Genomic DNA, 15,899 nt, shown 5'->3' on the forward strand with positions numbered 1-15,899 from the left:
AGCCCTTTATCTTTTGTAAAAGTTTATATAACAATACAAAAAGTGTTTTTTATTGTGTTATATGAGTTTATAGTATCTAATCTTAGTTTTTTATAAACTGTAAAAAAAGAGTTATTTGATAATACAGCTTTTTTTAGATATAATTCACCACTTTTTATTTAGGAAAATATGATATGACAACCAGTCTTTTACTTATCGTACAAATTGTTTTAGTGATTATCTTAACTATTGCAGTTTTATTACAAAAAAGCTCAAGCATAGGTCTTGGTGCATATAGCGGTTCAAACGAGTCTGTTTTTGGTGCAAAAGGTCCAAACAGTTTCTTGGCAAAAACAACTTTTCTTATCGGTTTTTTATTTGTTGTAAACACGATCGCTTTGGGTTACATGTATTCAAAAGCTTCAGAGTCTTCAGTAGTTGATGAGATAGTTGAAAACACTGCGGTAACTGCACCGGCAGTAAAAGTTGAAACAAACACTACAAAATAAGGAGGGTACATAATGGTAAACGAAATTTTTGACACTTGTGAACAAAAAATGAAAGCTAGCATAGAGCATATGCTAAAAGAGTTTAAAACACTAAGAACAGGTAAAGTAAACACTGCTGTTTTAGATAATGTAAAAGTGGACTATTACGGTACTCCGACTCCACTTGATCAAGTTGGTTCAGTGATCGCAACTGATGCAACTACTATCGTAGTTAACCCTTGGGAGAAAAACCTTTTAGGTGATATTGAAACTGCAATTGCTGCTGCAAATATCGGTGTAAACCCAAACAATGACGGTGACCAAATTAAACTTTTCTTCCCTCCAATGACAGTTGATCAAAGACAAGAGACTGTTAAACAGATGAAAGGTATGGGTGAAAAAGCGAAAGTTTCAGTAAGAAACGACAGACGTGATGCTAACGATAAAGTAAAAAAACTTGAAAAAGATAAAGAGATCACACAAGATGATTCTAAATCTGCTCAAGACAATATTCAAAAACTAACAGACAAATATATTGCAGAGATCGACAATATTTTAAAAGATAAAGAAGCAGAAATACTAAAAGTTTAATCACGTAAAAGGAAATAACTCCTTTTACTACGCTAACGCTTGGTTCTCTTCAGTAGAGAGCCCTCGCACCCTTGGTGCTCTTATAAAAACCTTACTAACACTCAAGGAACAATCAATGGATATCAAAAAAATCTACATGGATGCAAACGCTCTTTTAGAGGGGCACTTCAAACTTAGTTCTGGAAATCATTCCCAATACTACTTACAATCTGCAAAAGTTTTAGAAGATCCTAAAACTGCAACACTTTTAGCAACTGAATTGGCAAAACAAATCAAAGCAAGCGGTTTAGAGATAGATACTGTGTGTGCACCTGCTCTTGGCGGTCTTATTGCCGGTTATGCTTTAGCACAGGCTTTGGATGTAAGATATATCTTTGCTGAGCGTGTAAACGGTGAGATGTCTATACGTCGCGGTTTTGAAGTAAGTAAAGGTGAAAAGGTACTTATGTGTGAAGATATCATCACAACTGGTGGTTCTGCTATGGAAGCTGCAGCTGTTGTAAAAGAGCTTGGCGGTGAGATCGTAGGTGTAGCAGCACTAGCTAACCGTGGTTTTTGTCATAGAGAAAACAGTGATGTTGAAACAAAACCAAACTGTAAACTTCCACAAGATATCCCATTTTTCGCATTAGCTGATTTTACTTTTGAGATGTATTCACCTGAAGATTGTCCATTATGTAAAGATGGTTCTGAAGCTATCAAACCAGGTTCAAGAGGCAACTAAACCTCTTTATTTGAGCAAGCGCATAACACTAGCAAGTGATGTATTCGCTTGCGCTTGAGCAAATGAACCCGCTTGGGTCATAATATTTTGTTGTGAAAAATTCATACTCTCTTTCGCAAAATCAACATCTCTTATCTGCGATTCTGCTGATGCTATATTAATCTGTGACTGTGATATATTTCTAAACGTTGATTCAAGTTGATTTTGAGAAGCTCCAATTGTAGCCTGAGTAGAATTGATCTGCTCCATAGCACTATCAATGCTATCAAGTGCATTCGATCTTCCTGTAACTGTTGTAACATCGATGCTTCCAACTAAATTTGCAGTACTCATATCTGGAATATTTAACCTTTGTGTTTCACCACTATTAGCACCTATCTGTAAAGTAAGTGATTCTGAACCGTCTAAAAGATTTTTTCCATTGAATGATGTTCCCTGAACAATACTATCCATAGATTTTAAAACGCCATCTATCTCTTTTTGAATAATTGCCCTATCACTGTCATTTAATGTTCCATTTGATGCTTGCAGAGTCAATGTTCTAATTCTATTTAAATTATCATTTAATCCTTGTACAGCACCATCCGCAGTTTGTACTAATCCAATCCCATCATTGATATTCATCATAGCTTGACCATACCCAGATACCTGTGCAGAGAGTCCATCAGAGATAGCTAATCCTGCTGCATCATTTGCAGCATTTGCCAATGCATCCCCAGATGCCAACATAGCTAACGTTCTATCTAAGGCTTTTTGACTGTTCTGTGTTGAAAGATTTGTATATAAGGACGAGACATTTGTATTTATTTTAAAACCCATAACAGATCCTTTCTTTGAAGATAATATCCTTCTTTTACTATTCTAACACTTTACTATTAAGAGTGTTTTAAACTTTTTAATTGACAACTTACCATTCTCTCAACTAATACACGTGCTACTTCCACTTTTCCATCAACAATCGATGTAATCGGTAACATTGCCAACTTAGCCTGTTCTTGCAGAGATGTAACTTTTACAATAACATTAGCATCTTTTGAGTGTGCCAGTACCGCTTCACAAATATTATATTTTTTCTCTACATTATCAAGTGTAATAATGATTGCAGCCGCCTTATCTATGTTAATCGCATCTAATATACTTGTTTTAGACGCATCCCCCAAATAAGCTTCTCTGCCATGCTTTAAAGCCTTAATAACGTTTTTGTTAGAGTTATCAATAACAATAAAGCTTGCTCCGATTTTCTCAAGCTCTTCGGCAACAAACTTACCCACTACACCATATCCACAAACAATAACATGATTCTCTTTTCCTGCAATTGTAGAGAAATCTGTTTGTACAACTTTTTCCCTGATAAATCTGTTTACAAATGGACTGATCTTAGAGATAAAAAACGGTGTAATCATCATAGAGAAGATAACGATTAAAACCAAGAACATTGATAGCTGCTCATCAAGCAATCCACCGCTTGTAGCAAGTGCAAAAATTACAAAAGAGAATTCACCTACTTGTGAGAGTGAAAGAGCGGTTTTTAATGATTTAGAGCTGCTTGAAGAGAGTTTTACGACAACAAAAGTGATGATACTCTTCAAAATAAAAACAAGTGCAAACAATAAAACAATCGTACCCACATGTCCAAAGAAGAATTCGATGTCGATCTTCATCCCAACCGTGATAAAGAAAGTCCCAAGCAAAAGATCTTTAAAAGGTGCAATATCAGCTTCAACTTTATGGTGATACTTTGTTTCAGCAATAATCATCCCCACAACAAAAGCACCGAGTGAATATGTAAAGCCCATAAATGCAGCAAATAACGATGCACCGATAACTATAAAAAGTACACTTCCCATAAAAAGCTCGTCAAGTTCTGAAGAAGCCGAGAAATGCAACAGCCATGATACGACTCTTTTTCCGACAATAAATAAAAGTCCCACAACAATTACGGCACTGCTAAACGTATGCCATAAAATTGTCCCTACACTCTGATCCCCTTCAGTAGTTAAAAAACCGATTAGAATTAAGATCGGGATTACAGCAATATCTTGGAAAATCAAAATTCCCGTTGCCTTTTGCCCGTAAGGTCTGTGAATCTCTTTTGAACTTTTTAAATAGCTCAAAACAACTGCGGTTGAAGAGAGAGAAAATGCAAGTGCGATCATCAGTGATGATACAGAATCAAGCTCAAATAGATAATGCCCTATCGCATAAAAAACTGCCGAGGTGATCCCAACCTGTAAAATACCGTTGCCGAAGATCTCTTTTCTCATGCTGTTCATCTTCGCCAAAGAGATCTCTAGCCCAATCGTAAACATCAAAAATACGATTCCAAATTCACCAACAAGTTCCAATTCGTGTGAATGACTTGCGTCCCTTAAATCAAATGCGTATACGATGATCGTACCCGTTATGATATACCCTATGATCTGTGATATTCCGATCTTTTTTAGAAATATATTAACGACAATAGATATCCCTAAAGCCATAATAATATAAAGAAGTGTGTTTTCCATTGCAAACTTTCATAATTTAATAAGTGATTATATTATATAATCGCATTTATATTTATAAATATGTGGAGATTTTTAGATGACTAAATACATTTTTGTTACCGGTGGGGTTTTAAGTTCTCTTGGTAAGGGGATCACAGCAGCGAGTATTGGTACACTTTTAAAGCACTCTGGTAAAAAAGTGGGTATGTTAAAAATAGATCCATATATCAATGTTGACCCTGGTACTATGTCACCGTTAGAGCATGGAGAGGTTTTTGTAACAAAAGACGGAGCTGAAACCGACTTAGATATCGGAAACTATGAAAGATTTTTAGATACATCGTATCTTAAAACTTCAAACTTCACAACAGGACAAGTATACTCAAGCGTAATTGAGCGTGAACGTGCAGGTGGATACTTAGGGCAAACTATTCAGGTTATTCCACATATCGTTGGAGAGATCGTTAACCGTATCAAAGCTGCAGGTGAAGGGCATGACATCCTTGTAGTAGAACTTGGTGGGACAGTTGGTGATATTGAAGGTTTACCGTTTATGGAAGCTATTCGCCAAATGAAACATGACGATGAAGTAGCGGGTACTTTCTTTATTCACGTAACACTTATTCCATTCATTAAAGCTGCAGGTGAATTAAAGTCAAAACCGACACAACACTCTGTTCAAGAGCTTCGCCGTATCGGTATTACACCGCAGATGGTAATTGCTAGATGTGAAAATGCATTACCGAAAACTTTCAAGAAAAAACTTGCTATGAGTTGTGATGTAAGTAACGACAGTGTTGTTGAAGCGCTTGATGCGGCATCCATTTATGATGTTCCAATGAGCTTTTTAAGACAAAACATTTTAAAACCGATCGCAAAAGAGTTAGATCTCGGTGAGCTAGAACCTGATATGGAAGAGTGGGATAATCTTGTTAAGAAGATTGTTCAACCAAAAGGGAAAGTTGTTATCGGTTTTGTTGGAAAGTATCTTGCACTTAAAGAGTCGTACAAGTCACTTACTGAAGCACTTATCCATGCAGGTGCACATCTTGACAGCCGTGTTGAGATCTGCTGGGTTGATTCAGAAGAGATCGAAGAAAAAGGTGCTGAAGCACTTTTAGCTGACTGTGACGGTGTTCTAGTTGCAGGAGGTTTCGGTAGCCGTGGTGTTGAAGGTAAAATCCAGGCAATCGAATACGCTCGTGTAAACAAAGTACCATACCTTGGAATCTGTCTTGGTATGCAACTTACATTAGTTGAATATGCACGTAACGTTTTAGGTTTAGAGGGAGCTAACTCGGTTGAGTTTGATGAAAATACTCCATATCCTATGATCTATCTAATCGATAACTTCTTAGATCAAAGCGGTGATACACAACTTCGCACACACCAATCACCTATGGGTGGTACACTTCGCCTTGGTGAATACCCATGTGATACAAAAGAGGGTTCACTTCTAAGAGAAGCATATAACGGTGACAAAACAATTTTTGAGAGACATCGCCATAGATATGAAGCAAATCCGACATACAGAGATCAGCTTGAAGCTGCAGGTATGATCGTAACTGGTGAATCAAACGGTCTGATCGAAGCTGTTGAAGTAAAAGATCACCCATGGTTCCTAGGTGTACAATTCCATCCGGAATTCACATCTCGTCTTCAAACACCAAACCCTTCAATTTTAGCGTTTGTTGATGCAGCACTTAAATCTGAATAAGCAACCTCTTACAAAAAAAGCGCTCTACAACCTGCTCTCAAGCAGGTTTGACGGAGCCGATAAAAAACTTTCACATATTCCAAATCCTGCCCTGCTTCATAACGGCGAAAAAGCCGCAAAAAGAATAGCCCAAGCGATACTAACAAACCAAAAAATAGTGTTAGTTGGTGATTATGATGTTGACGGAGTGAGTTCTACTGCCATTATGGTCGATTTTTTCAGACAGATCCCCTACCCGCTTGAAGCTATTATTCCAAACAGATTTAACGATGGTTACGGGGTAAGTCCTAAAATTCTAGAGAGAATTGATGCGGATCTCGTACTTACCGTAGATAACGGTATTACAGCCGTTGAAGCGGCAGATATTTGTAAGCAAAGAGGGATTGATCTTATCATCACCGATCACCATACACCCTCAGATAATCTACCGGATGCTTATGCGATCGTTGATCCGAAACTCAAAGAGTGTAACTACCCTTTTAAAGAGATCTGTGGTGCTCAGGTTGCATGGCTCGTACTTGCACTTGTGAAAAAAGAACTAGGTCTTGGGATCGATATGAAACAGTTCTTAGATATTCTGGCGATTGCCATTATTGCCGATGTGATGCCTTTGATCGATATAAACCGAACTCTTGTAAAAGAGGGACTGAAGTATATGATGTATTCTCAGCGTCCAGCTTCGATCATCATACGAGACTTTCTCAACAAGTCACAAATCAACTCTGAAGATATAGGGTTTATGATAGCCCCTCGCCTAAACTCTGCAGGAAGGCTTGAAGATGCCTCTATTGCACTTGAATTTTATACGGCTAAAGATACAAACAAAGCCTATCATCAGTTTGAACTTCTTGGAAAACTCAACGAACTTAGAAAAGAAACAGAAGCACAAACTACACAGACTGCTTTTACTCAGGTGAATGAAAATGACAAAGTGATTGTTGTAGCCGGAGAGGGCTGGCATGAAGGTGTTGTAGGGATTGTTGCTTCACGTTTAGTTGATAAATACTCCAAACCTGCCATAGTACTAAGCATGCACGGTGAAGATGCAAAAGGAAGTGCCAGAAGTGTCGGCGAGGTCAATATTTACGAGCTTATCAAGAAAAATGAACACTTGTTAACTAAATTCGGTGGGCATAAAATGGCGGCAGGATTAGGACTAAAATGTGAAAATATTGAGCTCTTTAGAGATGCAATAAACAAAAGTGCCGAATCAATTCCTAAAGAGGATTTTATCCCTAAAGAATCACTTAGCGGAGTACTTGAAACTGATGAGATCGATAACGAGATCCTCACATTACTCGATACTTTTGAACCTTTCGGTGAAGCGAATGCCCGTCCATCGTTTTTACTTGAAGATGCAGAAGTGGTGAGCATCAAACTTTTAGGTGCCGACAAATCGCATTCAAAAATAGAGGTACGTCAATACCCACACCAAAGAAAAACAATAGAGCTTATCGCTTTTAGAACTGTTTACAAAATGCCATCAGATCGAAGAATCTCTTGCAGCTATACGATCGCAAAAAATGAGTTTAACGGAAGGGTATCTACACAACTATTACTCAAAAAGATCTATTAAGTGTAGCCGCTGTATAATGAAAAAAACAGTACAAGGTGTAAAGATGTCAAATAAACTCTCCCGTCGTGATGCCCTAAAACTTATCGGTCTCTCCCCTGTCGCAGCTTCTGTTTTGCTCTCAAGCAGTGCAACTACACAGCTCGAAGCTTCAGAAGATGTTGAAGGAAAAATAGTGATTGTAGGTGGAGGAAGTGGCGCTATTATGGCACTTTCTCGCTTGCAGCGTGCTATTAAAAACCCTGATATCACTATTATTGCTCCAAACGAGGTGCATATCTATCAACCCGCTCAGGTTTTTGTTGCTTCTGGAGAGATGGAAATAGAAGATATTTTCTTAGATAACAACGACTATATCGATACAGATAAAGTTAACTGGATTAAAGATGAAGTGAGTAAATTTAATCCGGATAATAACAGTGTAACTTTGCGATCGGGAGAAAAAATAGGATACGACTATCTCATTGTTGCCACAGGGATTCAGTCTAACTATGAAGAGATCAAGGGATTAAAAAAAGAGGATATAGGTACTAACGGGATATCTAGCGTTTATCTTAATGATCTTGAATACGGAACTGCCCAGGGTGCTACAATCACTTGGGATTGGTTTAACGATCTTAAAACTGCTGCAAAAACGAAAAAACCAAAAGTGCTTTACACACAACCAAGCTCCCCTATAAAATGTGGCGGAGCGCCTCAAAAAATGCTTTATCTTAGCGCCGATTACCTCAAAGAAGCGGGACTTAGTGCCGAGTATACCTTTGCAACCGGATTAAAATCGCTCTTTCATCTTCCAAAGATAGATCAAGAGCTTCACAAAACACAAAAGAGATATGACAAAATAGAGAATAGATTTCAGCACCACTTACAGTCAATAGATGTGAAAAACAAAAAAGCAACCTTTATCCATGCCTATGAAGAGGAGGTATATGATGAAGATTTCGAGATCTATGAAAAAGTTTCAAGAGCTGATGAAGTTGTAATAGATTATGACTTTATTCACATTACACCCCCTATGAGTCCTGTTGATTCACTCAAAGACTCAAATTTGCTTGACAATATGGGCTGGCTGGAAGTTGATCAATACTCACTCCAACACAAACGTTATAAAAATATCTTCGGAATCGGCGATGTATGCGGGATCCCTATGGGAAAAACAGGTGGAAGTGCAAGACACCACGGCCCTGTGTTAGTTGAAAATCTTATTTCGGTTATGAAAAATGAAAATCTCAAGGCAAAATTTGACGGCTATACGGTGTGCCCTTTAAAAACTCAGTACGGTAAAATTATTATGGCTGAATTTAATTACAAAGGGCCTGCTCCTACATTTCCACTTGACTTTGAAAAGCCGAGATGGATCTGGTGGGCTTTTGATCTGTATATGTTAAAACCGATGTACAAATATCTTATGCTTACAGGCAGATTCTAGGTAGATGATCATACAAGAGGAGTGTCTGCGTACGCGCAGTAATATAATCGCATTTAGTGCGCTAAATAACGATGAAATTATATATGCACTACAACATAAAACTGTAAAATCGTTTTCTAGTTTGACATGTAAGCCTCTAAGAAGTATAACGACGGAATATCTCTCAACACAGACAACCGCTATCAGTTTTCATAAAACTGATAATCTTGTCGCTATTGCAAATGGTAAAACTATCTATATCATCAATACAAAGACAAAAGAAGTTTTACAAACGATCATCAGCTATGCCGGAGATATTACAACTCTTCATTTTATACAAAACTCCCCTTATCTTATTACAGGGACCAAAAACGGCCGTGTAGTACAGTATAGATATGACGGTAAATCAAGCCTTTCTAGACTTTGTTCTTTCCCTTTTAACAACACCATAGGGAAAAAAGTAGTTGAAAAAAACTATGTAGGTGCGATCGACTCAAATGATAAATATATTGCATGCAGCGGATACGGCGGGGCTATTACAATCATTAAGCTTCATTCACTAACACACAAACAAACAATACAAACAGCACGTGTACGGGTGAATGTATTAAAGTTTATTACCGATGAACTTTTAATCTCTGCGAGTGTTGATGGAAATATCTACTTTCACGATCTAAACAAATACAAAAGTATAAAAACCATCAACTCTCCTATTGGCAATATTACGCAGATTATCCCTATTACAGGGGAGAAATATGCTTTAATTATCGGGGAATCAAATAAAATTTCCCTGCTTGACCTTGTTCAACAAAAAGTTATCTCCAATGAACTTTTCAAATTTGAGCTTGATCTAAAATTTGTAGAACTTATTGAAAATACTATTTTTGTTGTTTTAGAAAATAACCATGTTGAAAAGATTACACTTCCCACAGCACATATGCTTAGAGAGCTGATCTTACATAATAATCTTGAAGATGCTTATAAGTTATTAGAAAATAACCCTATACTCTACACTACTCCTGAATACGATCAACTTGAAAAGATCTACAAACAGCTCTATACAAAAGCGATCGATGCATTTACAGCATCAAAAAAACGTGAAGCTATCGAGCTTCTTGAGCCTTTTAAAAAGATAGAGAGTAAAAAAAATGATCTCAACCTTATCTTTAATTCGTTTGAACAGTATCAAAAGTTTCAAACGCTTGTATTGGAGAAAAAATACCATATAGCCTACGCTATGGTGGAAAAATATCCAGCTTTGAAACAGACTCATCCCTATACAACAATGGAGAGTGGTTTTAAAGAGGCATTTTCATTTGCTCAAAAACAGATCAGACTCGGCAGAGATGATCTTGCACACGATACCCTCTCAATCTATGCAAGTGTAAACTCTAAAAAAGCGCTTGTGAAACTTCTGCTAAAACAAAACAAAGATTTTCTCCACTTTTTACGAGCAATTCAGGCAAAAAACTATCAAAACATTGCCCTGCTAATCAAAAAGAATGAAAACTTTAAACAACTGGGACAATACCAGGAGCTTTTAAAAGAGCTACAACTCCAGCTTCAAACTATTAAAGAGGATATTTTTCGCTCAAAAGTAGATAAAGCGATCGAGAAAATTCAACAACTCCAATATATTCAAGATATAAAAGAGCCCCTAAAAGAGCTCTATATACTTGCTAGTCATGCCAAGAAGTTTTTACAATATTACGAACAAAATGACTTTCTTAGCTGTTATGAAACGATCGATAAAGCAAAGCAGCTCGATCAGCTCGAACTGGCCGGTATGCTCGAGAAACATTGGCAAAAACTGATGGACAAATGTGAAAACTTGGCATTAAAAGGGGATCTCAAAGGGATCAAGGAAAATCTGGGAGAGCTTATAACCCTTAAAACAAGAGCTGCAAAAATGGGAGATATTATCCGTCTTAGTTTTCAAACAAAAATAAAAATATTGCTTGCCAAACGCACCTTTACACAAACAGAAGCTATCATCTACTCATATATAGATATATTTGGACTTGATACCGAGATAAAAACACTGATGAATACTTACGAAAAGCTCTCTAACAATAAACTCGCTCTTACAAACAGTGACGATATTTTTAAAGAGCGAGAGGCGTGGCTGAATTCGGAAGTTATAATTGGAGAGTATAAAAGATAATCAGCCCATAATCCCTGTGAGTTCGGTTACGGCCTCTTCAAAACTCACTTTGAACATTGCACCTTGTGCTATAAAGCGCTGCATTGATTCTTTTTTATCAATAGCTTCATCGAGTTCCGGATCAGTCCCCTTATTATAAGCACCGATACGGATCAATGTTTCATTCTCTTTTAAAAGGGTATACATACGGCGAAACTTCATAGCAGCCTTGAAATGCTCTTGGCTGATAATGTCGTTCATTACACGTGAAGCAGAGTTTAAAATGTGCACAGGCGGGTAGATCCCAAAGTCCGTCATCTCCCTTGAGAGCACTATGTGTCCGTCTAAGATAGAACGGGACTGATCGGCGATTGGATCACTCATATCATCACCCTCAATTAAAACAGTAAAGAAAGCTGTAATACTCCCTTTGCCCTCCTCTTTTCCTGCACGCTCCATAAGTTGCGGTAAAAGTGTCAATGATGACGGCGGATACCCTTTTGAGGTTGGAGGCTCACCAAGAGCTAGTCCAATCTCACGCTGTGCCATTGCAAAACGTGTTACCGAGTCCATAATAAAAAGCACATCCTGGTTTTTATCTTTAAAATGCTCAGCTACACTCATCGCTGCAAACGCACCATACTTTCTCATAAGGGGAGAATCATCACTTGTTGCAACAATGATCACCGTATTAGTCAGATCCCCACCGAGATTTTTTTCTATAAATTCGGGAACCTCACGTCCACGCTCACCAATCAGGGCTACCACTTTGATCGGAGCATCCGCACCGCGGACAATCATCCCCATTAAAGTTGATTTACCTACACCGCTTCCCGCAAAGATCCCCAGCTTTTGCCCTTTTCCACACGTTAATAGCCCGTCAATACTTTTAACCCCTACGCCAAACACTTCATCGATCATTCCACGCTTCATCGCAGGGATTGGAGCTTTGATAATTGGAGAGAGCTTTGCACTCTCTATAGGACCTTTTCCGTCAATCGGACGCATAAACGGATCAACTACGCGTCCCAAAAGTGCATCACCTACGGGAATATTTAGCCCTGTAGAGTCTAAAAAGACACGATCACCAGAGCGAAACCCCTCTACGAAGCTAAACGGCGTAATATAAAAAAATGAACCGTCAACTTCTGTAACCATACCTACGGTCTCTTGAGCTGTTTCATTGGAGACGATTTTTACCATATCACTAATACTTACATTTAAACCCTTGGCGATGATGACGGTTGCATTGATCTTTTCAACCTCACCAAAAGCTACCGAGTAGTTTTTCTTGGCAAGTTTCTCTCTTAGTGACGATAGGGCCATATCTTAAAATCTGCTTCCCGCTGGAGAATTTATAAGTGAGAAAAATTCCGCTCTTGTTTTGTCATCTTTTTTAAACAAACCGCGAAGTGCTGAAGATGTAGTTGTAGAGTTTATCTTCTCAACCCCTCTCATCTCCATACACATATGACGAGCCTGAACAACAACAGCTACACCTTTTGGCTCAATAGTATCCATAATAGCATCTGCGATCTGTTCAGTTAACTGCTCTTGAATCTGCATACGGCGTGCAAAAACATTTACAACACGAGGGATCTTTGAAAGACCGACCACTTTTCCATCAGGAATATATGCAACATGAACACGCCCGATAATAGGCAAAAGATGGTGTTCACATGTAGAATAAAACTCTATATCTTTTACAAGTACCATCTCATCATTACTACTTGTAAAAAGTGCTTTTGAAAGGATCTCTTTCGGATCTTCTTTATATCCGCCATAGATAAACTCATACGCTTTTCTAACACGTTTAGGAGTATCTAAAAGCCCCTCTCTTGTCGGATCTTCACCAACATGCTGCATCATCATTTTTACTGCATTTTCAAATTCTGTATTTTTGTTGTCTGACAAAACTTGTACCTTTAAATATTTATGTTCGTAATTATACTACATTTGCACCATTCAAACTTAAAAAGATATCTTCAATAATGATAATGATTATTGAATTAATATATTATTAAGATAATTAATGTAATTATTCTAACATCAATTATGATAACAAATATCATATTCATATAAGGAAATAAAATGAAACTTTCTAAAAAAGCTTTATCGTTAGTAGCTCTTTCTTTACTAACAACAACTACTTTTGCAGATACAAATCAGGATATCGAAGCTTTAAAAGCAGAGATCCAAGAACTAAGAGAGATAACTCAGACACTTGCCGATGAAACAAGTTCGCTTAAAACAGGTGTAGGATTTAATGTTGTCGATACTACACAATCTTACAGTGGACTTGCAAGTGCTGCATCTAAAGTATATTACTCAAAATCACCTCTTAGTATCGGTGGGTATGGAGAGATGTTCTATGCTTACAATAAAGAGGATGGAAAATCATTACTAGATGTATATAGATTTGTTCCCTATGTAGGATACAGGTTTTCAGATAACATTATTTTAAACGCTGAATTAGAGTTTGAACACGGTGGTGCAGAAGACGATAATACAAATAGCGGTTACGTAGTAGTAGAGTTTATGTATCTTGATTTCTTGATCAATGACTATGCAAATATCCGTGCCGGTCATATGCTTGTGCCAATGGGACTTATCAATGAAAGACACGAACCGACACTTTTTACAACCGTACAAAGACCACAGAGTGAAAAATATATTATCCCTTCTACATGGCATGACAGCGGGGTAATGGTTTATGGACAGATTACAGACAACCTTTCATACAAACTTGCAGCAATCAGTGCTCTAAAAACAGAAGCGGATGGAAAAAGCTGGATACGTGACGGACGCGGCGGTTCTTTTAAACAAACAGATCCGAACCTTGGTTTTGTGGCAAGAATGGATTATACAGGTATAAACGGTTTACTTGTCGGAGCTTCTGTATATAATGCCCCTTCGGGTGATGAAACAAGTTCTAGAACTACGATCGCAGATCTTCATTTAGACTACAAACAAAGTGGATTTAGACTATATGGGGTATATTCTCAAGTAGATCGTTCAGATGCAGAGGATATTAATGCAACGGCGGTAGAAAGTGCTTATGGAGGATACCTAAATGCAAGTTTTGATATACTCTCATTAACAAACTCTAGCGATATGCTTCCCCTTTTTGTACAATATGAGCAGTTATCTCCACAAGATAAGCTTGCAGACGGGACAGGTAATGAAAGTACAAAGATCACAACTGTGGGTCTTAACTACTTCCCACATGAACAAGTTGTAGTAAAATTCGATCATGCTATGCAAAAAGGCGGTTTCGGCGACAGCGATACAACAAGCATCTCATTAGGATTTATCTTCTAAGGAATCGTTATGAAACTTCTCATCCTATTTTTATCCGCACTACAACTTAGTGCGGGGATGCTACTCTCACCACAAGAGGTACTAAAAAGTAATTTTGGTAGTGATACAACAATTACAGAAAAAAATATTATTCTAAAAAGAGCACAAAAACAGGCAGTTCAAAAAGCTGCACAAACAAAGCTCAACTCCTCTATAGTACGTACTTACAAAGTCTCTAAAGGTTCAGAGCACATTGCTTATGCTATTTTACTTTCCAACAAGATCCGCTCAAAAAACGGTGTATATCTCTATACAATAAATGCACAAGATGTTCTAGAGTCAATTGAAGTTGTCGCATTTAATGAACCTTTAGAATATATGCCTAACGATACATGGAAAAAACAGTTTACAAATACAAATACGACGCAACACCTAAACATTCCAAAAAATATCTCTACAATTACCGGTGCTACTCTTAGTGCCAGAAGTATTACTGAAAGTGCCAACGTTGCAATGCAGATATATAACCTTGTTTTAAAGGCTCAAAAGTGAAATTTACTCTTGTAAAAGATCTTAGGGAAGACCCAGTAATGAAGCCTATTTTAGGCTTATTATTATCCTTTTTTCTTCTCTATTTAGTAGCTGACTTTTTTGTTAAATACTCTGGTTTTGGGATCTTTTTTGAAGCCGTAAAAAACACACTTTACGGCAATGCCGAAGAGTATCTTGATCCGATTGACTATGCAGTATTTTTAGAGTTTTGGCATACGGAAATATTTTTTACAATGTTTGTCGTCTTTCTTCTAAGTACTATTTTTATCCGTCTATTCGCTACTCGTAAAATTTTTTTATGGCTACTCAATAGTTTTATGATCAGTGCATTATTATCTTTGATCTTTTTACCTCTGAGCTATTTTTACCATCACAATTTTTTTATTTACGGTTTTCTTTTTGCTTTTTGGTCTTGGCACACTCTAGCCCTTTTAATCTCTGTACTATCTCTTAAAAGGCTCTATTTTGCATAGTGCTTACAAATACTCTATATTCTATTTTTCTTGTTTTGTTTTACTTTTGTTAGTTAGTGCACTTATGCTTTTTGCACATAAAATAGGTTTTGATCCTACTAGTATTACACATTATTATCTGGGGGATGGTGAACTGTTGTTGCAAAAGAGTAATGAAGGCATTCTCAAACTTATTTTACCTCATATATTTGCTTTTGGTGTTTTAAGTTTTGTACTTATTCACTTCTTGATCTTCACATCTTATAAAAAAAAGCGCTACACTTTTTCAGTAATCTACATTTTACTGACTACACAAACATTAGAAATTTTTTCACCGTTTTTGATCATCAATATTTCAGAATATTTCAGCTATCTCAAGCTTATCTCATTTGTATTCTATATGGCATTGATTCCATTAATATTTTTTTGGTTATTTAAGAGTATTTTAGAGGATTAAATAAGTGCATAAAAATGCACTTATAAAAT

At 37.2% G+C, this 15,899-nt stretch carries 15 protein-coding genes; 11 read left to right on the forward strand and 4 right to left on the reverse strand.

What is annotated here, in order from left to right:
- The first annotated feature begins 173 nt into the window (after nucleotides 1-173).
- The 3 genes from secG (at nucleotide 174) to pyrE (ending at nucleotide 1,782) form a co-directional block, all read left to right on the forward strand.
- Nucleotides 174-488 carry a preprotein translocase subunit SecG gene (secG, locus tag FJR03_RS11350; protein WP_193113611.1) on the forward strand — a complete coding sequence of 105 codons (315 nt, stop codon included), beginning with the start codon at nucleotides 174-176 and terminating at the stop codon, nucleotides 486-488.
- A 12-nt stretch (nucleotides 489-500) separates the two neighbouring features.
- A complete protein-coding gene (gene frr / locus FJR03_RS11355) occupies nucleotides 501-1,058 on the forward strand; it encodes a ribosome recycling factor (protein WP_193113612.1) in 558 nt (185 codons plus the stop codon).
- Between the two features lie 115 nt (nucleotides 1,059-1,173).
- Nucleotides 1,174-1,782 carry an orotate phosphoribosyltransferase gene (gene pyrE / locus FJR03_RS11360; protein ID WP_193113613.1) on the forward strand — a complete coding sequence of 203 codons (609 nt, stop codon included), beginning with the start codon at nucleotides 1,174-1,176 and terminating at the stop codon, nucleotides 1,780-1,782.
- Nucleotides 1,783-1,788: 6 nt separating this feature from the next.
- Here pyrE and FJR03_RS11365 read toward each other — a convergent pair whose 3' ends face one another.
- Both FJR03_RS11365 and FJR03_RS11370 read right to left on the reverse strand, forming a co-directional pair.
- Entirely contained in the window at nucleotides 1,789-2,601 is an 813-nt protein-coding gene (locus FJR03_RS11365) for a flagellin N-terminal helical domain-containing protein (protein ID WP_193113614.1), read from the reverse strand.
- Nucleotides 2,602-2,657: 56 nt separating this feature from the next.
- Nucleotides 2,658-4,289, reverse strand: coding sequence for a cation:proton antiporter domain-containing protein (locus FJR03_RS11370; protein ID WP_193113615.1), 1,632 nt, complete (start codon nucleotides 4,287-4,289; stop codon nucleotides 2,658-2,660).
- A gap of 76 nt (nucleotides 4,290-4,365) precedes the next feature.
- Between FJR03_RS11370 and pyrG the strand changes: the two genes are divergently transcribed.
- From pyrG to FJR03_RS11390, 4 genes are read left to right on the forward strand one after another with little or no spacing between them, the layout of a single operon-like run.
- Nucleotides 4,366-5,985: a CTP synthase gene (pyrG, locus tag FJR03_RS11375; RefSeq protein WP_193113616.1), complete on the forward strand. Its 1,620-nt coding sequence runs from the start codon at nucleotides 4,366-4,368 to the stop codon at nucleotides 5,983-5,985.
- Nucleotides 5,963-7,561 (forward strand): single-stranded-DNA-specific exonuclease RecJ, encoded by a 1,599-nt coding sequence (recJ, locus tag FJR03_RS11380; RefSeq protein WP_193113617.1) that lies wholly within the window; start codon nucleotides 5,963-5,965, stop codon nucleotides 7,559-7,561. Before pyrG ends, recJ begins: the two co-directional genes overlap by 23 nt.
- Before the next feature lie 16 nt (nucleotides 7,562-7,577).
- A complete protein-coding gene (locus FJR03_RS11385; RefSeq protein WP_193113618.1) occupies nucleotides 7,578-8,987 on the forward strand; it encodes an NAD(P)/FAD-dependent oxidoreductase in 1,410 nt (469 codons plus the stop codon).
- Nucleotides 8,988-8,991: 4 nt separating this feature from the next.
- Nucleotides 8,992-11,130, forward strand: a complete 2,139-nt coding sequence (locus tag FJR03_RS11390; protein ID WP_193113619.1) for a WD40 repeat domain-containing protein — start codon at nucleotides 8,992-8,994, stop codon at nucleotides 11,128-11,130.
- Here FJR03_RS11390 and fliI read toward each other — a convergent pair whose 3' ends face one another.
- Together fliI and folE are read right to left on the reverse strand one after the other, a co-directional pair.
- The gene (gene fliI / locus FJR03_RS11395) at nucleotides 11,131-12,435 is read right to left on the reverse strand and encodes a flagellar protein export ATPase FliI (RefSeq protein WP_193113620.1); all 1,305 of its coding nucleotides are present in this window, start codon (nucleotides 12,433-12,435) and stop codon (nucleotides 11,131-11,133) included. It lies immediately after the preceding gene.
- 3 nt (nucleotides 12,436-12,438) lie between these two features.
- Complete coding sequence (folE, locus tag FJR03_RS11400; RefSeq protein WP_193113621.1) at nucleotides 12,439-13,023, reverse strand: GTP cyclohydrolase I FolE; 585 nt, start codon at nucleotides 13,021-13,023, stop codon at nucleotides 12,439-12,441.
- A 177-nt stretch (nucleotides 13,024-13,200) separates the two neighbouring features.
- Between folE and FJR03_RS11405 the strand changes: the two genes are divergently transcribed.
- From FJR03_RS11405 to FJR03_RS11420, 4 genes are read left to right on the forward strand one after another with little or no spacing between them, the layout of a single operon-like run.
- Entirely contained in the window at nucleotides 13,201-14,430 is a 1,230-nt protein-coding gene (locus tag FJR03_RS11405) for a coiled-coil domain-containing protein (RefSeq protein ID WP_193113622.1), read from the forward strand.
- Between the two features lie 9 nt (nucleotides 14,431-14,439).
- A complete protein-coding gene (locus tag FJR03_RS11410; RefSeq protein ID WP_193113623.1) occupies nucleotides 14,440-14,961 on the forward strand; it encodes an FMN-binding protein in 522 nt (173 codons plus the stop codon).
- Nucleotides 14,958-15,434: a hypothetical protein gene (locus tag FJR03_RS11415; protein WP_193113624.1), complete on the forward strand. Its 477-nt coding sequence runs from the start codon at nucleotides 14,958-14,960 to the stop codon at nucleotides 15,432-15,434. Before FJR03_RS11410 ends, FJR03_RS11415 begins: the two co-directional genes overlap by 4 nt.
- Entirely contained in the window at nucleotides 15,427-15,870 is a 444-nt protein-coding gene (locus tag FJR03_RS11420; protein ID WP_193113625.1) for a hypothetical protein, read from the forward strand. Before FJR03_RS11415 ends, FJR03_RS11420 begins: the two co-directional genes overlap by 8 nt.
- Nucleotides 15,871-15,899: the final 29 nt, after the last annotated feature.

It is taken from the genome of Sulfurimonas marina (assembly GCF_014905095.1).
Taxonomy (GTDB): Bacteria; Campylobacterota; Campylobacteria; order Campylobacterales; family Sulfurimonadaceae; genus Sulfurimonas; species Sulfurimonas marina.